This window comes from Mesorhizobium sp. USDA 4413 (assembly GCF_056280365.1).
Genome location: NZ_JBVPRP010000001.1, coordinates 3735689 through 3755376, shown reverse-complemented (window position 1 = coordinate 3755376; position 19688 = coordinate 3735689). Strand labels below are relative to the sequence as shown.

General features: G+C 61.7%; 21 protein-coding genes. 4 read left to right on the top strand and 17 right to left on the bottom strand.

Annotated features, from left to right (window positions below; all coding sequences use genetic code 11):
* Positions 1–33 precede the first annotated feature (33 nt).
* The 7 genes from ACVMIM_RS18280 to ACVMIM_RS18250 form a co-directional block, all read right to left on the bottom strand.
* Positions 34–555 carry a virion core protein, T7 gp14 family gene (locus ACVMIM_RS18280; protein ID WP_476113693.1) on the bottom strand — a complete coding sequence of 174 codons (522 nt, stop codon included), beginning with the start codon at positions 553–555 and terminating at the stop codon, positions 34–36.
* Between the two features lie 3 nt (positions 556–558).
* On the bottom strand, positions 559–1206 hold the full coding sequence (locus tag ACVMIM_RS18275) for a hypothetical protein (RefSeq protein WP_476113691.1): 648 nt from the start codon (positions 1204–1206) through the stop codon (positions 559–561).
* Between the two features lie 244 nt (positions 1207–1450).
* A complete protein-coding gene (locus ACVMIM_RS18270) occupies positions 1451–3904 on the bottom strand; it encodes a phage tail protein (RefSeq protein ID WP_476113689.1) in 2454 nt (817 codons plus the stop codon).
* Positions 3904–4503, bottom strand: a complete 600-nt coding sequence (locus tag ACVMIM_RS18265) for a phage connector family protein (RefSeq protein WP_476113687.1) — start codon at positions 4501–4503, stop codon at positions 3904–3906. Before ACVMIM_RS18265 ends, ACVMIM_RS18270 begins: the two co-directional genes overlap by 1 nt.
* A 316-nt stretch (positions 4504–4819) precedes the next feature.
* Complete coding sequence (locus tag ACVMIM_RS18260) at positions 4820–5479, bottom strand: outer membrane protein (RefSeq protein ID WP_476113686.1); 660 nt, start codon at positions 5477–5479, stop codon at positions 4820–4822.
* Between the two features lie 284 nt (positions 5480–5763).
* Entirely contained in the window at positions 5764–6753 is a 990-nt protein-coding gene (locus ACVMIM_RS18255) for a Coat protein (protein WP_476113684.1), read from the bottom strand.
* 39 nt (positions 6754–6792) lie between these two features.
* Positions 6793–7698, bottom strand: a complete 906-nt coding sequence (locus ACVMIM_RS18250) for a hypothetical protein (protein ID WP_476113683.1) — start codon at positions 7696–7698, stop codon at positions 6793–6795.
* A gap of 148 nt (positions 7699–7846) precedes the next feature.
* Here ACVMIM_RS18250 and ACVMIM_RS18245 point away from each other — a divergent pair, with 148 nt between their 5' ends.
* Positions 7847–8008, top strand: a complete 162-nt coding sequence (locus tag ACVMIM_RS18245; protein WP_476113681.1) for a hypothetical protein — start codon at positions 7847–7849, stop codon at positions 8006–8008.
* 12 nt (positions 8009–8020) lie between these two features.
* Here ACVMIM_RS18245 and ACVMIM_RS18240 read toward each other — a convergent pair whose 3' ends face one another.
* Positions 8021–8548, bottom strand: coding sequence for a hypothetical protein (locus tag ACVMIM_RS18240; RefSeq protein ID WP_476113679.1), 528 nt, complete (start codon positions 8546–8548; stop codon positions 8021–8023).
* Between the two features lie 358 nt (positions 8549–8906).
* Between ACVMIM_RS18240 and ACVMIM_RS18235 the strand changes: the two genes are divergently transcribed.
* Positions 8907–9224 (top strand): YMGG-like glycine zipper-containing protein, encoded by a 318-nt coding sequence (locus ACVMIM_RS18235; RefSeq protein WP_040980804.1) that lies wholly within the window; start codon positions 8907–8909, stop codon positions 9222–9224.
* Between the two features lie 117 nt (positions 9225–9341).
* On the opposite strand, the gene ACVMIM_RS18230 is transcribed toward ACVMIM_RS18235, so the two are convergent.
* Together ACVMIM_RS18230 and ACVMIM_RS18225 are read right to left on the bottom strand one after the other, a co-directional pair.
* Positions 9342–10100: a hypothetical protein gene (locus ACVMIM_RS18230; protein ID WP_476113678.1), complete on the bottom strand. Its 759-nt coding sequence runs from the start codon at positions 10098–10100 to the stop codon at positions 9342–9344.
* Entirely contained in the window at positions 10082–10483 is a 402-nt protein-coding gene (locus ACVMIM_RS18225) for a hypothetical protein (protein ID WP_476113676.1), read from the bottom strand. The genes ACVMIM_RS18230 and ACVMIM_RS18225 overlap by 19 nt, the downstream gene beginning before the upstream one ends.
* 771 nt (positions 10484–11254) lie before the next feature.
* Here ACVMIM_RS18225 and ACVMIM_RS18220 point away from each other — a divergent pair.
* Both ACVMIM_RS18220 and ACVMIM_RS18215 read left to right on the top strand, forming a co-directional pair.
* On the top strand, positions 11255–11560 hold the full coding sequence (locus tag ACVMIM_RS18220; protein WP_476113674.1) for a hypothetical protein: 306 nt from the start codon (positions 11255–11257) through the stop codon (positions 11558–11560).
* Positions 11561–12004: a hypothetical protein gene (locus ACVMIM_RS18215; RefSeq protein ID WP_476113673.1), complete on the top strand. Its 444-nt coding sequence runs from the start codon at positions 11561–11563 to the stop codon at positions 12002–12004.
* 582 nt (positions 12005–12586) lie between these two features.
* On the opposite strand, the gene ACVMIM_RS18210 is transcribed toward ACVMIM_RS18215, so the two are convergent.
* The 7 genes from ACVMIM_RS18210 to ACVMIM_RS18180 all read right to left on the bottom strand — a co-directional run bounded on the left by ACVMIM_RS18210 (position 12587) and on the right by ACVMIM_RS18180 (position 19578).
* Positions 12587–12865, bottom strand: a complete 279-nt coding sequence (locus ACVMIM_RS18210; protein WP_476113671.1) for a hypothetical protein — start codon at positions 12863–12865, stop codon at positions 12587–12589.
* A gap of 205 nt (positions 12866–13070) precedes the next feature.
* Positions 13071–13682, bottom strand: coding sequence for a T6SS immunity protein Tdi1 domain-containing protein (locus ACVMIM_RS18205; RefSeq protein WP_476113669.1), 612 nt, complete (start codon positions 13680–13682; stop codon positions 13071–13073).
* A gap of 189 nt (positions 13683–13871) precedes the next feature.
* Positions 13872–14063, bottom strand: coding sequence for a hypothetical protein (locus ACVMIM_RS18200; protein WP_073987562.1), 192 nt, complete (start codon positions 14061–14063; stop codon positions 13872–13874).
* A 2-nt stretch (positions 14064–14065) separates the two neighbouring features.
* Entirely contained in the window at positions 14066–14455 is a 390-nt protein-coding gene (locus tag ACVMIM_RS18195; RefSeq protein WP_476113667.1) for an SMI1/KNR4 family protein, read from the bottom strand.
* Complete coding sequence (locus ACVMIM_RS18190) at positions 14452–17124, bottom strand: hypothetical protein (RefSeq protein WP_476113666.1); 2673 nt, start codon at positions 17122–17124, stop codon at positions 14452–14454. Before ACVMIM_RS18190 ends, ACVMIM_RS18195 begins: the two co-directional genes overlap by 4 nt.
* 320 nt (positions 17125–17444) lie before the next feature.
* Complete coding sequence (locus tag ACVMIM_RS18185; RefSeq protein WP_476113664.1) at positions 17445–17768, bottom strand: Bbp19 family protein; 324 nt, start codon at positions 17766–17768, stop codon at positions 17445–17447.
* 112 nt (positions 17769–17880) lie between these two features.
* On the bottom strand, positions 17881–19578 hold the full coding sequence (locus ACVMIM_RS18180) for a portal protein (RefSeq protein ID WP_476113663.1): 1698 nt from the start codon (positions 19576–19578) through the stop codon (positions 17881–17883).
* Positions 19579–19688: the final 110 nt, after the last annotated feature.

Below are 19688 nucleotides of genomic sequence, written 5' to 3'. Positions count from 1 at the left end.
TCGCCGACAAAAAGAGGGATGATGTGGACCGTCTCAGTAGAGCCCCGTGTAGCCGCCGATGATGGCCCGGCTCGCCCGAGGCGAGAGCGACGACCCGCCGAAGCTCACGGTCCTGGCCGGGTCATAGAGGCCGGACAGACCATCGATGAGGCTGTTGCCGGCCTTGAAGATCGAGGCCGTCATCGCCTGGCTGCCCTGGAAGCGCGAGATCGCGGCCTGGGTATTGAGGTTGTTCTGGCGCAGGCGTGAGTTGTACAGAGTCGCATCGAGGTCGACCTGACCCTGCCGGGCGTTCGCCGCCAGAACTTCGGTCGGCGAGCCGGCTATGCCTACACCGGAGGCGCCGGCCTGCGCGCGCGCCTGGGCTTCGAGCAGGTCCTGCTTGCGGCGCTCTTGACTCCGGTCGAAGGCGGCCTGCTGGGCCTCGGCCTGCGCCTGCTGCTCGTAGGCCTTGGCCTGGTAGTTGGCCAATTGCTGCTGCTGGGCGCCCTGCATCAGGGAGCCGCCGACCGAGACGGCCGTACCCGCCAGTCCAAGAAGAGCTAATGTACACATGGTTCAGCCTCGCCGGGTCTTGGGTTTCCTGGTTGAGCCCGCGACAGGGGCGCGCAGCGCCGGGCGGGGGTCGAGCGCGCCGCCGGTGCCGATGAGCGAAAGGAGCTGCCGGTCGGCGGCGAGCCCTGCGCGGCTGAGACGCGCGGGCGCGGCCGCGCGCGGGCCGGCCATGGCGGCGCGGCGGGTGGCTGCAAGGCTCACCTTCAGGCGCGGCAAGCCGGCGGCATCGAACAGGCCATTGGCAGTGGCGATGGCGCGCGACAGCGCATCAGCCTCGAACAGTTCCTCGCGCAATTCCTCGACGAGGCGGCGAACAGCGCACCAGCGGGAGCCGAGAAGTGCTGCCTTGCCCTCGATCTCCTCGGCTAGCGCCTCGATGTCGGCACGCGCCTCGCTTTCCGCAACGGCGGCGCGGCGGGTGCCGGCGGCGGCGATTGTTCGTTCCAGCATCGCGATCCTGTCATTGCAGTCGTCGAGCGCGGCCCGCGCGGCGGCGAGGTCGCCATCGCCGAGAATGGCGCGGTCTTCCGCTTGCTTCAGGCCTTGGCGGCTGGCGACGGCTTCCGAGAGATCGGCGTCGAGCAGAGCGATGACGGCTGCGAGATCCGCAGCCGTGCGCGCCCTGCCGAGAGCTTCGGCTTGGGGTATCATGAGAGGTAGGTTCCTTGGTGGAGGGCTGAAAATCGTAAAGCTGGCGGGGACAGCACCCCCTCTGTCCTGCCGGACATCTCCCGCTACCAGCAAGGACGAGATTGGCAGTCCCGGCGGGTCACCAATCTTGCGACGTCGGCGATTGGCGAAGGTGGAGAGGCCAGCTGATCTGCCCTTTGCGGAGAAGATGGCCGGCAGGCCAGAGGGGGGAACTCGGCGTTGAGTGTCGCGGCAGAAAAACCGCCTAAGGCTCGGCGTCAAATACAGGCGTGAATGCCCGGATCGTGCAGGGCGTGGGATTGACGTGGCGGATCTTCACCCTGCCCTGCCCTTCCCAGCTGTCGTCGATCGGAACCTCGACATTGCCGGTGTAGAGCTTAGCCTTGCCGTCGGGCGCGACGATCGAGGGCATGCGCACGGCCTCCCAGCGGCCGCGGATGAAGGACTGGATCTGAAGCCCCGTGGTGTCGGTCTCTAGCAGTGACAGGATCAGCTTGGCCACCTTCTTGCGGCGGCCGATGAGCGAGCCGTCCTGGCCGCCGACATCGAGCTCCAGCGTGTCGGCCTGCGCCTGGAACGGAAGCCCGACCTGCCATTTGGCGGCGGTTGCGCCGCCAGGCAGCGTCACCTGGCCGGAGGCGACGGTGAGGCCGCGAAAGACCTTGCCGTCGGCCAGCACGTCGACTTTCTCGCCATTGAGGTGGCCGAGGCCGGAGACGATGTTGACCGCGGCGCCGGAATAGGTCAGCCCGCAATCGACCTGGAAGGCGTCTTCCAGCGCGCCGTATTCGAAAGGCGCCTGCATCACCTCGATATAGCGCTTGGTCACACCGCCGACGGTGCGCTTGACGATCAGCCAGATGTCGTCGACGCCATTCTGTCCGGGCGTGACCACCGCGCTCTCGACGACCGCCCAACCGGAGCCGGAAAATCCGCCGCCAAAGCGATGGCGATGCATGCCGCGCACTTCCTGGCTGGGTTGGTGGGTGTAGCCGCCGAGCTCGCCATTATCGAGCGGGAACCACAGCATCGGGTCCGGGTCGGTCTGGAAGGCGAGTTCGACCACGCCCTGCTTGGTGATGTGCTCGGAAATCTGGCCGATGTCGTCGGAGGTGAAGCGGCCGGTCTGTACCTGCGTCAACTCCGCGATCGAGCGGCGCGAGCGCGTGACATAGAGGAAGGACTGGCCGGCATCGACCGGCCGGATGCGGGCGCAGCCGAAGGTGCGCGAGCGGCGGTTCTTGAACGAGGATGGCGTCAGCGCCTCGTCTATGCCGGATCCGGACAGCGCGCGGATGCCGCCCGAGGTACCGATCAGCAACGCACCGTCGGAATCGGCGATCCAGACGATGTCGTTGGCCTGGCCGCCGCCGGCCTGGATGAATTCCAGCGCGTCGTCATCCTTCTCGCCGAGCGCGAAATTGTCGAAGTCGCCGGTGGCCGAGGCATAGACCGAGAAGCGCCGGCTGAACGTCAGACGTTCCTCGTAAAGCGAGCCCGATTCCACATATTTCCCCGGCACGAACGTGCCGAGACGCCAGCGGGTGATCGGGGTGAGGTTCGGCAGCGAATGCCCATAGAGCCTGATGGTGACCACGGTGGTGCTGATGACGCTCGCGATCTTCGCCCAGCGCCAGATGCCGTCCGAGCCCAGCAGCCGGATCGTGCGCCCGACATCGGTCGATTGGAAGCCGGTATTGTCGTTGATGCCCATAATGGACGAGGCAGTGAGGTTGAACGGCGTCATCGTGTCGCCGTCTTCGTGCCAACCCATGCTTTTAATATCGCTGTCGTTCTGGTTGCTGTCGTCGGTAGCCGTCCAGTTTATGCGGTACGCCTGAAACGATACCGAGTTGGAGAACTCGAAGAAGCGCTTCTCGTTGCGCCCCCACCCAGTCTCCGCTGCGCGAGTGTCGAGCACGATCCAGTTGGTTCCGTCATAGCCCTCGAAGGTCCACGAGACGGGTGTGAATTGGGGACTCGATGCAAGAGACTTTATCCAGTATGCGTCGCATATTTTAGTTGTAGAGCCCGGGAAGTCATAGGCTATCCAACCGTCGCCATGCGAGCCATCGTAATAGTCGCTTGCTGCATCGTTGAATGCCTGCCACTCATTTCCTACTGAATACTTTCCTGTCACTGTGCCGCTTGGCGTAGTGACGCCTGTCATAAGAGGGTGTACAGCGCCTACGTCGGATGGCGTCATCGTGGTTCCGGTGTCGTTGATCTCGTCGTAAGGCCCATCCAGAAACTGGAAGTCGGTCAACGTCCAGATGGTGTGCGCCTCGCGGGTCAGCACCTTGGGCGGATAATCGCGATGGGTGATCCACATCTGGTCGGCCGACTGCACATAGGCGAGTTCGAAAAGGTCCGCCTCGAGATAGGGCGACGCGATCTCGACCGTGCCGACGCGCGCACCATAGGCGTAAACGCGGATATACCGGTCGCCGAACTCCAGGCAGTAGGCCTGCTCGGAGGAGAAGATGAAGGGAATGGCGCGGGTCTTCTTCGCCGAGTTCTTCACCTCATTGACGAAATAAGTGCCGCCGCGGGCGCGGATGCCGCCATGCGGAAGCGTGACGAAGTTCTCGCATTTGGCGAGCGCCGCGCGGTAGAGGTCGAGTGAAGCCCGCGCGTGCAGCCTCGGCGAGATCTCGCCGCGGGTGAAGACGTCTTGGACCGGGTAGAGCGCAGTCATCAACGAAGACTCCGGAAATCGCCGCGCTGGGTCGCCCAGGCGCCGATATAAAGCCGCCCTCCGCGCTGGATAGCGTTGGCGCTGAAGGCCGCGTCGAGCGCGCGGTCGTAAGCCGCGCGAGCAATGTCGATCATGCCGGCCTTGTGGGTCAGCGGATGCGCGATCTTGATCGCCAGCGCCGCCACCAGCACCTCGGTGAACAGCGCGTCCCAGTCGTTCGGGTCGGTGAGGTTGGCGAGGTAGCGGACGGTCAGCGGTCCGGGCTGATCGGAGTAGATGAGGCCCGCCTCCTGGCGCCAGGAGATCGGCTGGCCGTCGGGCTCGCCATTGCCGGTCAGCGGCAGCGGGCGGATGCAGTCGGCGGGCAGCTCGTATACATATTTCAGCGTGCAGTCGCCGCTGCCGGTGTCGGCTCCCGGTATCTGCGCCGTAAGGATGGCGAAGACCCAGGCGTGCTTGGCGAGCTCGCCCTCGCGAGTGAGGTCGAGATGAAGGTTGACCAGGCGGGCCGCCTTGACGTCCTGGTCGAGACTGTCGATCGGCGCTTCGTCGAGGACGGCCAGCGCCATGTTGGCGATGTCGAGCGGGGTGATGGCCATGGGTCAGCGCCTCTTCCGGTTTGGTCGAGCAAAAATCATGGGTAACTCCGGGCATGAAAAAAGCCGCCAATGGCGGCTTGGATTGCGTGCGTTTATCCGCAGCCCCTGAGGCCAGCGGCCCCTCTGGTCTAACGGACACCCCGCAAAAGGAAAATCGGATGCTGCGCCGGCTTTTTGCCCGTCGCCAACCTTACAGGATGAAATGGTTCGCCAAGGTAGCCGATCTCCCCCAAGTGGATCGCTTGTGGGGAGATGTCCGCAGGACAAAGGCGCGAAGAAGCGCCGGCGCTTTAGACGCCGCCTAAGGTTCGAAAGCTTAGAACTTCATGCCGATGGCGACTTTGAAGTCATGCGTCTGAACCGTGTGATCCAGACGGCAACCGAAGCCGCAATATTCCAGGGTTTTCTTGCCGAAGAAGGAGAAGTCGTACTCGCCGCGGAGGAAGACGTCATGAGTCAGCGCAACGTCGACGCCTGCGCCGACCACACCGCCGAACAAGGTGGCATCGGCCTCTGCCGGGCCGCCAGGATAAAACGTCTTGAGCCGCGCCCCGGTGATACCCGCGGTCACGAACGGCAGATATGATCCCATATCCAGACCGACTCGGCCCTTTAGCGATCCGTACAGACCTGTCGAAACGTCAAGCGTACCAGGGCCGGTGACATCGTTAAAAGTGGACTTCTTGAAGCGATAGCCGAGCTCGCCTTCAACGCCATAGACGACCTGGCCCGACTGGAAATTATAGCCAGCAAAGCCACCAATCGTCGCGGAACCCACGCTGTGTTTGCTCTCGACAAATGAGGGGGCGCCCGTCAGATGAATCTTGTAGTGCTCGAGTGTGCCGGCGCCGATCACACCTGCATAGGCACCTTGCCAGTTCCCCATTGGCGCTTCGGAGGACGCCAGCACGTCAGCAGCCGTAGCGGAACCGCAAAGAGCGAGACCGAAAACAGAAGCAAGAAAAAACGATTTCATGAAATTCCCCAGCCCGATTCATAAGATGCCATTGTCTAGCCTCGGACGATATCGGATTGCTGTAGCAAAAAGATCACTATGGGCCGAATTTCTTGGCATTAATAGCCATTAACCGTTTGATCCGGCGCACTTATTTTAGGATTCCCTAATCCACGTGAGGCAGGCATCGATCCTTGAAATGAAGCTTTGGGCGAGAGGGCGCAAGTTTACATGCCGGCCCCCTCGCCGCTGGCTGGTGAACTTGCCGCGCCCGCCGATTGACGGACGAGCGCCTTGCATTCGCCTTACGCCTCGGTCGTCTTCAGGGCGATGAAGCTCATGTTCTTCACGCTCGACGCGGTGCGGTCCCAGTTGGCGGCCAGCGCCAGTTCGGCGTCGGTGGCGAACTCGCCGGCGGTGGAGGCGTCGAGGAACCTCGTGCCCGGCACATGCGCCACGAAATGCCGGCGCCCGACCATTTCGGTAACGCCGCCGCCATGGCCCTGGCGCGGCTTGCGGTCGAACTCCAGCGGGCCGCCTTCGGAATTGACCGGCAGCTCGTTCCACAGGATCGCCTTGTCCTTGAACATGAAGGCCGTGTAAACGCCGGCCGCCTGCGGGATATCGTCATCGACCACGCAGCGTAGACCCATGTAATAGGGGATCAGCGGCCCGCCCTGCTCCGAGGACGGCACATAGTCGATGAGGTCGGCGAGCTTCAGCGCCTTCATCTGCTTGGAATGCATCCAGATGGTGCGGAACTTGTCCGCGCGATCGCCCATCAGGTACGCCGCCTCGATGATGTCGGTGTCGACGATCGAGGCGCCGGTGGTGCGCACGAGGTCACCGCCGTCATTGGCGATATTGTCGGCAAGAACGCCCTTCAGGATGCCGAGCAAAGTCAGCTTGTTGGCGCGCTGCCAGTATTCGGTCTGGCGGCGCACGATCAGCTTTTGCGGGTCGTCGCCGGCAAGGATTGCGGTCAGGTCCGGCACGCCCCAGGCTTGAGCACGCACGTTACGGGCGGCGACCTCGCGGCGCGAGCCGATCTTCTTCATCTCGATGGAATCGGCCGGGTCGTCATTGACCGGCTCGGACGGATCGTTGCCGAGATCCTTCCATCCGGGCATGTCGACGGAGCGGCCGCCCATCGAGAGCTTCGAGGAGATCGCCGGGTCGGAAAACAGGATACCGGCCTGGTAGATTTCGAGGGACTGGACGTGCTCCTCGAACGAGTACTGGGCATAGACGGACGGAACGATCGCGTCCGCGATGCGGGTATAGGCGTCTGCCATTTGGTCTTTCCTTTGAGGTTGGTGAGATGGGGCCGGCGGCTAGAGCGGGTTGTTGGGCATCCAGAGATCCGGGTTTTCGCCCGCATCCCGGGCGAGCCGCCGGGCGCGTTGAGGGTCGCTTTTGACGAGGGCCGAGATCGCCGAAATATTGCGCTCGCCGGCGGCGTTGCGCCGGAAGGGGTTGTGGCCCCTGGGCGCCCCGTCGGCGTCGATCGTGTCTTCGCGGAACATCGCCTCGCCGATCGCATGGAAGGCACGGGCGATCTGCGGATCGGTCAGGGCGCCGTCGGGCAGAAGGATGCCCTTCTGCTTGTAGGCGTCGACCAGGCCGAGCTTCTTCATCGCCCGGTTGGCGACCTCGAGCTTCTGGCGAAAGCCGTCGCTGTCGGTCGGCCCCCAGTCACGCACCAACTCGTCATGCGTGGACTCGACCGAGCGGGCGAACGCCGCTTGCTGCAAGCGCTGCTGCTCGGCCATGTAGCCGACAAAGCGGTCGTGATAGGCCTGGGCGATCTTGGGGCTGGCGCCCGCTTCGACCGCCCAGGCTTTGGAGGCATTGGCGAGCTCGTACGAATAGGCGAAGTTCTCCGGCAGGTTGTCGGGCCGCCGGTATTCGACCTTCTCGGCCGAGGTCACCGGACGCAGGGCCTCCGGGAGTCTGGAATGGAACCTGTCCCATTCCTCCTTCGGCGCGTCCTTTGCCGGAACGCGCAGGCTTTCCCCCTGCTGGCGCTCCAGTTCCGCATAGGATGTGAAAACCCGATCGAGGCTTTCAGGCTTTGTCCAGCCCTTGGCTTCAGCAAGCTTGCGGTTGCCTTCGGAAAGACCGTCAAACCAACTTCTGCCGGCCGCTGGGGCGGACCCGGTGTCCCCGTTAGCCGGAGGCGTCGCCAGGTTGCCCGCCGGCCGAGCGGCCACGGACCCGGCCTCTGCCAGATCTGTCATGTGATGTGTTCCTTTGATTGTTGGGAAGAGCGATCCATGCCAAGCTGCATGGCGCGGTCGCTGTCTCGCTAAGCACGGAGGAGCAGTGCCTCGAGGTCTCTATCGACACAGCGAGACCATCGCGATGGTTCTCTACGAGAAGAATTCTATGCTTCTGCCCAAGGCCGACTACGATCTCTGCGGCTATCAGCCGCCGTTCGGAAAATTGCCGACGCATGCCGAATGGGTCGAGTGGCACCGTATCCATGGAAGCGAAAGCTTGTCCGCAGCGGAGTGGGCGGCGTGGCGCCAAGCCCATAGTGAAGACTAGCGGCTTCGAATTTCAGGCATTATCGCCCCAGTTCTCCCACAGCAGCGTGATCGTGCCGGTCACCGCAATCGTCCCGTCGGCGTCGATATCCGTGCCGGTGGCGAAGGCAAGGTTGAGATAAAGATCGACCGGTGTCGCCGTCCCGTCGAGCGTCGAAGCGGCGGCGATGTCGGCGGTGGAGGCGGAAGACAGCGCAGCTCCGGCGCCGTCCAGCGTGGCGCTCGACGCCGCGGCGGAGCCCAGCGACCAGTTGAGCGCGGCATTGTCGTTGATGGTCGATGCACGCATGGTCAGCACCGCGAATTGCAGTCGCGCCGTACCGCCCTTGATGCGCACCTTGCCATCGGTGAAATCGAAAATCTTCTGGCTCGCATAGGCGAGCGCATCGGTCACCGGCACCTGCATGCCGGTGAAGGTGAAGACGGTGCGGTAGGAACCGCCCTGCCCGCTGGTCACGGCCTTCAAGCCGAGCTTGGGCGGCGCAAGGCCGGCCTCGCGGGCAGCAGCGCGGGCAAGGGTCCGGGGAAGTCCTCGGATCATGTCATTCTCCGTTCTTGGGGGGAATTCTTGGGGTAAGGCGTGGTTCGCGCGGCGGAGGAAGGCCAATTGGACTCCCGGGCAACGACCGCCGCGGCGGCAGCGGAGGTCCTGGCGCCGATCGGCATGCTGCATCCAGCTTATCGACGCGGCCCAAGGCATCTTCGCCAGCTGATTCCGCCAGCGGCGCTAAGCTACTGTTTGCGTGGTCTTTCCGGTTTGGAAACCATGGCGTTCAACCGCCGCGAAACCGTGATTCACTTCGTGAGCGGGCTCCGCCGCCGTTCCGCCGCAATGCGACCGCAGTTCAGCTTCGTTCGCCCCCGTCGTCAGTCCCTGGGGCTTCAGAGGAGTTCTAGTGATGATCATCAAGAAGGCTATTCTGGCCGTGCTCATGACCGCGGCCCTTGCCGGCTGCGAGACGCAGACCGAGGGCCAGCAGCGGGCCACCACCGGCGCATTGCTCGGCGGCGCCGGCGGCGCGCTGGTCGGCCAGGCGATCGGCGGCAACACCAAGAGCACGGTGATCGGTGCCGCGAGCGGCGCGCTGCTGGGCGCCGTCGTCGGCTCGGCCACCACCCCACAGCGCCGCGGCGACCAGCTCTGCCGCTACCAGGACCGCTACGGCCGCATCTACACCGCGCCCTGCGACGACCGGTACTACAACGGCAATTATTGATAGTGCCCGGCTTTACCTTCTCCCCGTTTCATGGGGAGAAGGTGCCCCGAAGGGGCGGATGAGGGGCAGCGCCAAGGCCTGAGATGCTGGCGCTATGAGAGGAAATTAGGGCCACCGTCACCGTAATTGCGAATCGGCGTAGCCCAAGTCGTTACCCACTATCGACGGCGTACCCGCCGCACGATTCAATAGATGTTCGTCAACCAGCCTTGAGACATCTGCAAAGCGCGGATCATCGACCGATAGCCGATCGACATCATATGGGTCCTTCTTGCCTGGTTCCTCGCCGTTATCCGCGCCAACGCTTCTCGCATTGTTTACCACGGCCCTGACATTATCGCTCCAGCGCCCGGAGTGAAGCCGATTCAAAATCGAGTCCACTGCCGCTTTGGCCGCTATTTCTCCTTCGCTTTGGTCATATCCCGCGGTGACGGTTTTCTTCAGGCGCAGTATATCGGCCGGTGAGAGGGAGATGGACTGAGGAAGCGTTTTTCCATCTCCCGTCAGATCGTAGGACCCGGAAGGATGCCCGTCGGGAGCGACCGCCGTCTTGTGCGCATTCAAACCATGGATCCTGGGCGCGGGACTATGGTCGACTCCCGCCAAACCGCGCTCAAGCGCCTGCTTAATTGCGGCAACGTTCTTGAGGTGTTGCGCTCCCCCGTCACCATAGGGGTTGTAATTGAAATCCACGCCGGCTTCGTCGGTCTCAAGCGTCTTCCGGTCGATGTTCTTCGAAAGCATTTCAGGGCCGAGCTTGTAGTAGGTGACCCGTAGAGCATCCTTTTCATCATCGGAGAGCCTGTTCCAGGCGGCGGCATTCTTATCTTTGAAGAACGCGTCAGCCTTTGCGACCATCAGCCCGGCGAAGGCCATGGTTGCCTTCGGCTGGTTAAAATCGAGGATATCTCCACGAGCTTGGGATAGTTGTTCTCGTACTGGCGCAGTTCCAGCGGATCCTGGCCGTCGGACCTATGCGAGGCCAGATAGTCTCCCAAAAGGTCTATCACGGTTTCGATCCGAACGTTTCCGGGGCCGACATCTATCATGGCAGGGTGCAAGAATTTTGGTCCCCACGCGTTTCCGGACTTTACGTCTTCATAGTCGTCCTTGATGCTTTTGAAGAATCCGCCATTCCCGAACCAGTCGCCAAGCGACTGGCCGGCCCCGCCCCTGATGTCGAAAACAAGATCGGGGTTGAAGCGGGTGTCATATTCGTTGGCCACGGCGCCCAGGATGGCTGTGGCCGGAACACCCAATCGATCCGCAGCCTCCTTCGCCCAAGGCGCCACCCGCTCGATATATTGCTTGGTCTGCGCCTGGTAAATGTAGAAGTCGGTTCTGCCATTCTATGTTTTCCTATTTTATCAGTTCGAAATGTTAAAGAAATCCGCGATGAACGCCGTCCATAAATTTCCACCAATAAATGAAATTAACCAAATTACAAAATATATATAATATATTGATGACCATGGCGACGACATATAAATTAATCCCGAGGTTACAACCATTATCATTGACTGAGGAAAAATGACAAGGAAGGCCTTTGTAAAGTAGATAACTCCATCAGGCTCGCGAACGTACGACGGAATTCCCGAAATGAACAAAAACAGACATATTTGAAATATTGAAGCCACTATAAGAATTACCGCAAATTTCTTACGTTTTTCGACGCCACTCATCATCTATCTTCAACCCCCATCGCCGCCGCTGATTCTCAAGCCGTCTATCCGGGTGCAGCCGGGCAATCTTTTCAGGTCCGCATCGAGACAACAATTGGTTCTCTTGCCGACCAGCCACTTCTGCCGGAGCATGCTGGGTGGAACCAACGCACGCGTTCGACTGGACATCTCGATAAAATCCGATACAACCTCTATAAGACACTATATCTCGCATTGCAATCATGGAGGGTATATCTGCGCTCGCTCATTCTCGTCGCTATGGCTCTGTTTGCGTTGTCGTGCGAAGAGGCCCTGTCGGACGACGCCGATCAACCGGAAGCTTTGCTCAAAAGCTGCCCGAAGGGCGTTATGTTCAAAGCATATGAGTCGGGTGTTGTCGTGACCGTAATCAGACAAGGTTCCGGCAAGGCATGCTTCTCGGATGATTGCACTCATCTGCAGGCGGCTACAGCGGCAGAGCTGGTGATGAAAGACGGCGAGCATGGGTTTATCGCCGGCCCAATGCTTTCTTATATGTTCGCGGTAGAGCCAAAGGTCGTCAAGGACTTCACGTGGCGGCCTGCCGAAACGGCGTCCACCACATTCTATACCGTCCGCACGAACGATGGGCGCGACGTTGACTTTACCCTTCAAGACCTTGGCTGTGCTCGTTAGATGCAACTGCAGGAGATACAATTGCGATTACTTATTCTTGCAGCAATGGCTCTGCTTGCGCTGCCAGGCGGCGTGGCCCGGTCGGACGATCTGGATCAGCCGGAAGCTCTATCGAAAAGCTGCCCGAGGGGCGTGCTCTTCAAATCACTCGAGTCGGGCGCACTGACAACCGTCATCCGGCAAGGCTTCGGCAAAGCCTTCTTCACGATGGAGAAGGATCAGTTGCAACCAGCTACGGCGGCTGAGTTGAAAGGCGAAAATGAAGGCGAGCACGCTTTCATCTACGGTCCCAGGAGGTCGTACATGTTTCTAACCGATGAGGATTTCGTCAAGGATTTCACCTGGCGCCCCGCCGAAACAGACCCCAATGCGTTTTATACCGTTCGGACCGATGATGGCGACGAAACGCGATTTACACTCGTCGACGTTGGGTGTGCCCCTTAGGATACCACTCTTGATTTCGATGCCACGTCGCTGGTGGCTATCGTGCCCAGGCGGTGACGCCGATATGATCGATCATTGCCCCGAGGGATAGTAGTCCTCCGGTAGATATATTTTGAACGGTGCGGGGCGGTACGGTTGAAGTGATTTTTCCGTTCCGTGATGATGTCTACCCAATATAGGGCCATCAAATTTAGAAATGTATTCTTGATTGTTCTCTGTCGATTTCCCGGGATTGGCGTGTTGCAAATGGCTTCCTACGACCGAGGGTGCGCCTGCCGCGCGCTCAGCCAGGTGTCTATCCACAAGCGCTGAAGCCCTCGCAAAACGAGCATCATCGATCGGCATCTGATCAACGTCATCTCGATTGTGCTTCCATGACGTCGGACCGTTCACATCGGAATATTGCTTGTACGCATTTACCACATCTCCGACGCTGTTACCCCATTCCCGGACATCACGCGGTTCAAAATCTCATCCACGACCTGGCAGGCGCGTGACGGTGTCGAAGTCTGGCTCTGCAAAATTGACCATCGGCTAAACGGCTCATTTCAAGCGTTTGAGGTGCTCCGTGGTCTGAGCGCCTCAGCTCGCAGTCTGGCTTTGACGACGGCCGCGAACAAAATCCACGACCAGCCAGATCAACTGAGCAACTACGTACACGAGGCTGTGAGACCAATCCGGCGCCCCGTGCGAATAGCCATAAGCGGACGCGAAAACGGCGAGCGCGCCGCAAATAACATGCACCAGCAACAGGCCGGACACGCCGCCGTTCCAGCGCTTTGTAATCCACAACAACAACCGGCTCAGCAAAAATGTCGGAACCAATGCCCCGAGCAGCATCGCGGCAGAGCCTGCCCCCATGTAAATCCCCCTTGTCTATTTATGAAGCGTCCGAAGTTTCCGAACTGCGGCTCCACTCGATACCCGTCAAAGGCGAAAAATGGCCGTTCTTCGCCCCTCATTTCCGCCTGCCCGCAACCTGTAATCGTCTCTCTTCATATATATGTACTTATGGTTGTACGCAAGCTCACCTCGCCAAAAAGTAGGCTGCCTGGGCTCGTGGAGGTCACCCGCCTTTGACGTTTATCCGCGTCCCTGGAGGCAAACCCCTCGCTTTTGCGATGAGCTGAGCCGTAATGTGCCAATAAACTTCCAGATCTGTCAGTTCCAGATTTGCACTATCGTCTTTGCCGCCCAGGAAGAGCGGCACCTTGTAGCCAATGCATTGGTCATAGGCAGGTTCGGCGCCACCATTCCCGCGCCATGTCGCGTAAAAATTCGAGGCCAACGCGGCATCCTGGTACTCATCCAATTCGGTTTCATGAAAAGTCTGGATATTGGCTGGTATCTGAAGCGCCTCGCCGGTCCCTGGCTCGAACATCACGACGCCAGGCTCCCCATCCTCGGTTCGTCTGGTGTCAATGGCGAATGTCCTGCCTAACCAACCGTATCCAAAACAGGTAATGCGCCCGGCGAATGCAGGGAAGCCGACGACTATTCTGTTGCTCCACGCGGCCAAATCCTGGGCACGGACGATGCGGTAAAGGCCGTGGTTGAACGACACTCCACTGAAACCGGAAAGCAGCTCATTCAGGCTTGGCACGCCGGTGTCGATGCTTACAGGGTCAGGCTTGCGGCCTGCGTCAGGAGAAAAGCTTCGCCGAAACTTTGGAAACATCACCGATCTCCGTTAAAATCGAGCAATGCTGGCACAATCTGCATCCCTGTAACGACCCCTTCTCGTTGCCTTCTCACGAATAACTTCAAAACCTACAAGCGGCTCGCTCTTCGAAGCCCTAAAGTGAATCGGCCAGCCCTCCTGAAGCGCGCCGACATTGGCCTTCGGGAGGCTCGACAACCGCGCCGCCTATTCTTCCGCTCGCGCCGCTTTACGCAAATCCCCGATAGTTCGATTCCAAAAGCGTACCAATTCAAAATGCTCTTGCCTGGTCACCCAGATTTTATTCTCCAGGCTGATTGGATCACCACCAACGATGACGGGTGTAATCTCAAACAGCTCCATGCCCTTGTGGCGCGAGTGTCCGTTTTTGTCGCTCATTTTCATTCCGCCAATCGAGAAAATAGGTCAGCTATGTTACGCGCCGTTTTCAAAGCTAACTTCCTGCTCATGCCTACGAACGGAACGCGCACGATTGACATATTTGGATCTTGAGTATCAAACCCATATGCTTCACCTCCTCCGTTAGACGCGAACAAGAGAATACCTGGCGCATATTTTTCCACCTCATATTCCCTATTAAAATCGGCCAGTTCTTCTGCCTTGAAAAATATTATGTAGCTATCATTGATAAAACCCTCCCCACCATTGTGCTGTTTAAGGAAATCTGTATAATCTTTTGGCAATTCTACCCCTAAACTAGCGTTCAATTCATCGACGACTGAAGATCTGGCCGGCCCTTCAAGCTCTCCGTCTGTTAGAAAATACTTCACTCCTTTTCTCCTAAATCTTTTAACAACTGGTTCCACCATGGTGTAACCTGTTGCTGATGCACATCGCGAGGCAGGACGATCTTGTTCGCCGGATCGGTTGGACTGCCCCCAAACTTCACTGGATGGATTTCATGCACGTCCACGGGCTCCCCAACAAGCCCTTGCTTGCGGCGAAAAGTGCGGTTGGCTTTATCAGCAGCGTCTCTCGCAGCATCGTATTCCATGCCCTCTGGCAATCTGAACGGTCCTTTTGGCTTCGGAACTAACGCTGAATAGCCTGCCCAATCTGATATCGAAAAACTGCCTGACGGGTAATCCGAGCCAAGTTTGCTTAAATCCTCTGTGCCTTTCTGAAAGTCTGCGCCTTCAGAAGGAGACCCCTCCGTCGAGTGTGCGAATTTCCTGCTTGGAGGGGAGGAGCCCGCAACTATCTCTCCCGTTTCCGAAGAAGTCGGCAATTCGGCAGGGCCAAAACGCCTTCCGAGTCTTCTGGCCACCTGCCTACCGACAGCGCCAATCCCCTCGGCAAGAACATTAAGGCCGGCACCCCCGACCGCCCCGGTGAGCACGCCCTCGGGAATGCTTTCATCGGTGTTGTAGGCATATACCCCGCCGTATAAGCCGCCGGTGGCGGCTCCCGCGGCGGTTCGAGTGCCGAGGCCCGTCAGGCCTCCGCCCTCCGCCGCCGCGCCGGCCCCAGCCCGACCCAGCAAGCCAAACAGGCCTTTTGCGGCGCCGTAGCCGGTCAGACCAGCGCCAAGGCCCTCGGCTGCCCAACCGGCCCAGCCAGCACGGTCCTCTGCATCCTCCGTTTCGGCCTGCTCTCGGGCCAGACGCTGCTCGTAGCTCTCGCCCGATACTGAGGTGGCCAGCCCAGCGACAAGACTGTCCGCGCCCCCGGCGGTCGCGCCCTTGGCTATGGTCCGACCGATATCGCTAAACGCCGTGACAGGTTGCTGCAGCCACCAGGACATGGTGCTGTATTGGGCTCGGGCTGGATGTTCCCCGATCCAATCCATCTCGCCTTTCAACTTGGCGATCTGACTGTCCAACGCCTCTGGTGTGACGCTGGGATCTTGGGCCGCTTGTGAGCGCAATCTGGCTTCCGCAGCCAAGGAAACCTGCTTGGCCATTGCCCTGCGTGCGCCCGGGTCACGAACCGCAAGGACAAGCGAACTCAACTCGGCAAGACGCTCGTTGAATGGCTTGCTCGGGTCGATGTATTTCGCAGCCTGGCGGTCGGCAAAATCCCAAGGCAGCGGCAATCTTTTATCGAAACCCAGCTGCTGCTGGGCTGCTCCCGCCCAGTTGACGGCGGCCTGTAGTTCCTCGGGCGTTTTGATCTTGCTCCAGTCTGGAGCATCGCCGCGAAACAACATACTGGCGTAAGCGACAGGATCGGCGGCGCGGGCGGCCATGATCAACTGGGCGGCGCCGACCTTGATGTCGTAGCGGTCGCGCGCTTCCGGTGAACTGCCGGGCCTGGGCCTGGAGTGAAGGAGCTCGGCACGGATCGCCTGGTTCGACGCCGCATGCATGTCGGAATAGGCTTTGCCGATGCCGGTGTTGATCCGGAATAGTCTGAATCGTTCTAGGCCCAGGTCGGCGCCGTAGACCTGGACGAAGTCCTGCGCGGTTGGTTCTTCCTCGGGATATTTGCCGGTGGCCGCGATGACGGACGGCGCCCTCTGCTCGGCAAGCATGACCCGCGCATTGGCACCGACCATCTGGGCCGCGAAGGCGTTGTTGGCCTGAGCCTTCAGCGCAGCGATATCGCCGGGTTTCAGGTAGGTGATGGCATCGAGCGGTATGGCCGCGTCGCTGCCAGGCGACGGGCGTTCGCCGAACACTTGCGCCACCGTCTCGTCCGGTGTTTTTTTGCCATTTACCGCAGTTTTTTCGTCCCGAGCCCCAGCACCAAGCTGCGAGCGCACCGTCTCGCCCATGCCGTCGCTGGCCGCCGGGCCGGCGCTCAGCAGCTCGGCGGCGCGGCGCGGGTCCTGTGCGATCAGCGCTTGCATGCGCTCTTTCGCCGTACGGGCGAGCCAGTCGGCTTCGGCCAGCGCCTTGGCTCGCGGGTCAAGATCCATCTTGGCGATGAGATCGAGGCCGGCTTGCCGGGAGGCATCGAAGGCAGCGGTGTCGTTCGGGTCGCTCTGCGAGATGTTTCTGAGTTCGGCGGTGCGAACCTCCGCCACCTGATCCTGCTCGTATTGCTTTCGGCGCTGATTTTGCTGCGCCGCCATGCGCCGCCCGCCGACGGCGCGAAGCGCCTCCTTGCGCGCGGCAAGGCCGGCGCGGAGCTCGGGCGGCAGCTGCTTCAGGAAATTGCCGAACAGCGTGTCGAACCGGCCGGTCTTCACCACCTGGCCGGTATACGGATCGACCTGGCCATACATGGCTTCGTGCAGGCCGGCGCCATCGGCGGGGGAATTGGCCACCGCCTCGGTCTCGGCCTGGGCAAGTTGGCCGTTCAGCCGGCGCGTGGCGATTTCGGTGTTGAAAGCCTGCTGCTGCGCCTTGCGCTGCTCGTAGCGCTCGGCGGCGGCCTGCCACCGGTCGCCGAATTGCTGCATCGCCTCGCCGACCGGAGAGGAGTCCGGGTATTGCACCGCATTGCCGGTATCGAGCCGGCGCTCGCCGACAAAAAGAGGGATGATGTGGACCATTTGGCTGTTTTCCTGGCCGGGTGGAGGCGCGCGGCGACGGGCCGCCGAGGATGGCGCCGGTTGGGCCGTGCGGATGGTGGGGTTCGGTTGGAGCGTGGATGGTGAAAGGAGTGCGCGAGAGGCGCCGGCGTCCCCTTCTCCCCTTGTGGGAGAAGGGGGCCGCGAAGCGGCCGGATGAGGGGTGCTCCAGCTTGGCGGCCACTCATCCCATTGCTAGTCGGGAGCCAAGTTTGGCGACGCCTCGTTTCTTCCAGCACCCCTCATCCGTCTCGGCGCTGACGCGCCGATCCACCTTCTCCCACAGGGGGAGAAGGAGGGCGCTACCTCTCCTCGGCCCGCGCCGCCTTTTCCAGCGCAGCGAGGTCGGCGTCTTCCAGCGCCAGGAACCCCATGATGTGCTGCACGACTTCCGCCCGCGCGTTGGAGAGCGCGCTGTGCAGCTCGAAGCCTTCCGGCGTCTTGGTGCGGGCCAGCCAGTCGCCGTAGGAGGGGCGGCGATAGTAGCCTGTTGTGGCGGTGAGGTCGGCCAGCACCAGCTCGCCGACCTCACCGGAAAAGACGCGGCGATAGGCCTTGGTCAGCGCCTCGCGCGCGGCGAGCGGGCCGCCGGCGTCGGAAGGACGGGCGAAGCGTTTGCGGCTCATGCGGCACCATTGGCGGCGCCCGAGGGGCCGCCCTGGGAGCCAGGCACGGCGCCCTGCCCGCCGGGCGTCGCGCCGGCCGGACCAGCAGCGGCGCCACCGGCTCCGCCCTGCATCATCGCTTGCAAGCTATCGGCAGGCCGCTGTCGCGCGCCTGCACCGCGGCCGGCACCGCGTCCTTGGCCACCTTGCCGGCTGTGGCGATCGCCGCCATGCCGGCCTGGGCCTGCTGCGCCTGGGCCCGGGCACCCCGCATCCCTTCCACTTCGTCCTTGCGGCGGAAAATGCGCTGCGGGCTGCGGCCGGCGCTCTGGACGACGCGGATTGCCTCGTCGCCGTCGATATTGTCCATGATGCCGGGATCGAACTGCGCCATCTGCATGGCGGTGGTCACCACCTGGATGGTGTCGCGCGCTTCGGCCGAGCGGCGCAGCACGTCGAGCGGGCCGGTGAAGGTCGGCCGCACCGCCTTGCCGGCGAGACTGTCCGGCGGACGGAAGCGGCTGTCCTGGTCGTAGATGCCCTTGTCCTCGAGGATCGACAGCTCGCGGTCGAGATTGGCGGCAAAGCCGGCCTGGATGATCGAGCCGGAGGGACCGAGCAGCGCGCCCTTCTCCTCCTGGCGGATCAGCGCCTCGGTGGCGGTCATCTGCGGGTTCTGCACCAGAGTCTGGAACAGGTTGACGAACATCATGTCGCGGATCTCCTCCGCGCGGCTCGCCGCATAGTCGAAGGCGTAGCTTGGATTCTGGCCGGTAGCGATCGGCTGGATCAGCGGCCGGCCACTGTCGTCGATCAGGCCCGGATAGTTCTCGCCGGGATTGAGCACCGGCACATAGTCGAGCCTGGCCTTGGAGGCCGTCGGCGGGTCGGTGATCTGCTGCAGGGCGCGCAAGCCGGAGCGGCGAACGGCGTTTTCTTCGCGCACCGTGGTCAGCGCCTCGATGGCCGGCGAGATGCCGTAGGCGTCGCCCTCGTAGCGGCGCCAGTTGAAGGTCGAGACCGGGAAGGTGCGGAAGCCTGACTCGCGCACGATCTCCTCCTCGTCCTCGATGACGTGGTAGGAGGCGAAAGCCTGGTCGAGATATTGGTAGAAGCCGCCCGAGCGGTACATGCGCCGCTCGTCGCGCGGCTGCACGCATTGGATCAGCGAGATCTTCTCCTCGCATTTGGCGGGGTCGTCGACCAGCGCCTTGATGCGCGCCGGCAGCTTTTCATAGCCCAGAAGCTGCGCCGCCTGGCGCGCGGTGCGCTCGTAGCGGCGGTGGAAAATGTCGACGTGGCCCCAGCGGTTGCGCGACAGATAGCCTTCGACCACGGGGATCGAGGCATAGCGGATCAGCGTGCCGCCAAAACCTTCCTCGGCATAGAGATAGGCCGGGCCGTAGCGCACGACATTCCTGAGGCAAGCCTGCGTCGCCGGCACGAAGTTGGAGTTGGCCGAATAGCGCAGCGCGAACAGGAAATCGCGCAAGGCCTCGGCCCACTCCTTCTCCTCGTCGGTCTCCTCGTCATCCATCTCGGCGGTGGTCAGCCCATGCCATTTCTCCGATTGCGGGATGATCAGGCTCTCCAGACCGGCGGCGAGCCGGTTCGCGGCCGAGTTGATGGTGTTGGCGTAGACGCGGGAGCCGCGCCGCTCCTGCCGCTCGGCCTGGCTCTCGCCGCGGCTCGTGCGGCGGCCCGACCAGATGTCGGGGGCATCCGGATCGCAGAACTCCGCCACCGCCTCCCAGACGGGCTCGTAGGCGGCGCGTTCGGTCTCGAGTTCGGCCTGTCGCGACAAGATATCGCGGGCGCGGGAATCGGTCATGGGAAGGTCTCGCTTGTTTGGCGGGGACTTTTCCTCGCCCCACGAAAGTGGGGGAAGGTGGCTCGGCGAAGCCGAGACGGAGAGGGGCTGGCGCCGAGTTGGGTGTTCGG

Bases quoted from the DNA above. Each gene is read 5' to 3' on its own strand.
- ACVMIM_RS18280 (WP_476113693.1), bottom strand. From the start codon at position 555: ATGTGTACATTAGCTCTTCTTGGACTGGCGGGTACGGCCGTCTCGGTC.
- ACVMIM_RS18275 (WP_476113691.1), bottom strand. From the start codon at position 1,206: ATGATACCCCAAGCCGAAGCTCTCGGCAGGGCGCGCACGGCTGCGGAT.
- ACVMIM_RS18270 (WP_476113689.1), bottom strand. From the start codon at position 3,904: ATGACTGCGCTCTACCCGGTCCAAGACGTCTTCACCCGCGGCGAGATC.
- ACVMIM_RS18265 (WP_476113687.1), bottom strand. From the start codon at position 4,503: ATGGCCATCACCCCGCTCGACATCGCCAACATGGCGCTGGCCGTCCTC.
- ACVMIM_RS18260 (WP_476113686.1), bottom strand. From the start codon at position 5,479: ATGAAATCGTTTTTTCTTGCTTCTGTTTTCGGTCTCGCTCTTTGCGGT.
- ACVMIM_RS18255 (WP_476113684.1), bottom strand. From the start codon at position 6,753: ATGGCAGACGCCTATACCCGCATCGCGGACGCGATCGTTCCGTCCGTC.
- ACVMIM_RS18250 (WP_476113683.1), bottom strand. From the start codon at position 7,698: ATGACAGATCTGGCAGAGGCCGGGTCCGTGGCCGCTCGGCCGGCGGGC.
- ACVMIM_RS18245 (WP_476113681.1), top strand. From the start codon at position 7,847: ATGCTTCTGCCCAAGGCCGACTACGATCTCTGCGGCTATCAGCCGCCG.
- ACVMIM_RS18240 (WP_476113679.1), bottom strand. From the start codon at position 8,548: ATGATCCGAGGACTTCCCCGGACCCTTGCCCGCGCTGCTGCCCGCGAG.
- ACVMIM_RS18235 (WP_040980804.1), top strand. From the start codon at position 8,907: ATGATCATCAAGAAGGCTATTCTGGCCGTGCTCATGACCGCGGCCCTT.
- ACVMIM_RS18230 (WP_476113678.1), bottom strand. From the start codon at position 10,100: ATGGCCTTCGCCGGGCTGATGGTCGCAAAGGCTGACGCGTTCTTCAAA.
- ACVMIM_RS18220 (WP_476113674.1), top strand. From the start codon at position 11,255: ATGTTCAAAGCATATGAGTCGGGTGTTGTCGTGACCGTAATCAGACAA.
- ACVMIM_RS18215 (WP_476113673.1), top strand. From the start codon at position 11,561: ATGCAACTGCAGGAGATACAATTGCGATTACTTATTCTTGCAGCAATG.
- ACVMIM_RS18210 (WP_476113671.1), bottom strand. From the start codon at position 12,865: ATGGGGGCAGGCTCTGCCGCGATGCTGCTCGGGGCATTGGTTCCGACA.
- ACVMIM_RS18205 (WP_476113669.1), bottom strand. From the start codon at position 13,682: ATGTTTCCAAAGTTTCGGCGAAGCTTTTCTCCTGACGCAGGCCGCAAG.
- ACVMIM_RS18200 (WP_073987562.1), bottom strand. From the start codon at position 14,063: ATGAGCGACAAAAACGGACACTCGCGCCACAAGGGCATGGAGCTGTTT.
- ACVMIM_RS18190 (WP_476113666.1), bottom strand. From the start codon at position 17,124: ATGGTCCACATCATCCCTCTTTTTGTCGGCGAGCGCCGGCTCGATACC.
- ACVMIM_RS18185 (WP_476113664.1), bottom strand. From the start codon at position 17,768: ATGAGCCGCAAACGCTTCGCCCGTCCTTCCGACGCCGGCGGCCCGCTC.
- ACVMIM_RS18180 (WP_476113663.1), bottom strand. From the start codon at position 19,578: ATGACCGATTCCCGCGCCCGCGATATCTTGTCGCGACAGGCCGAACTC.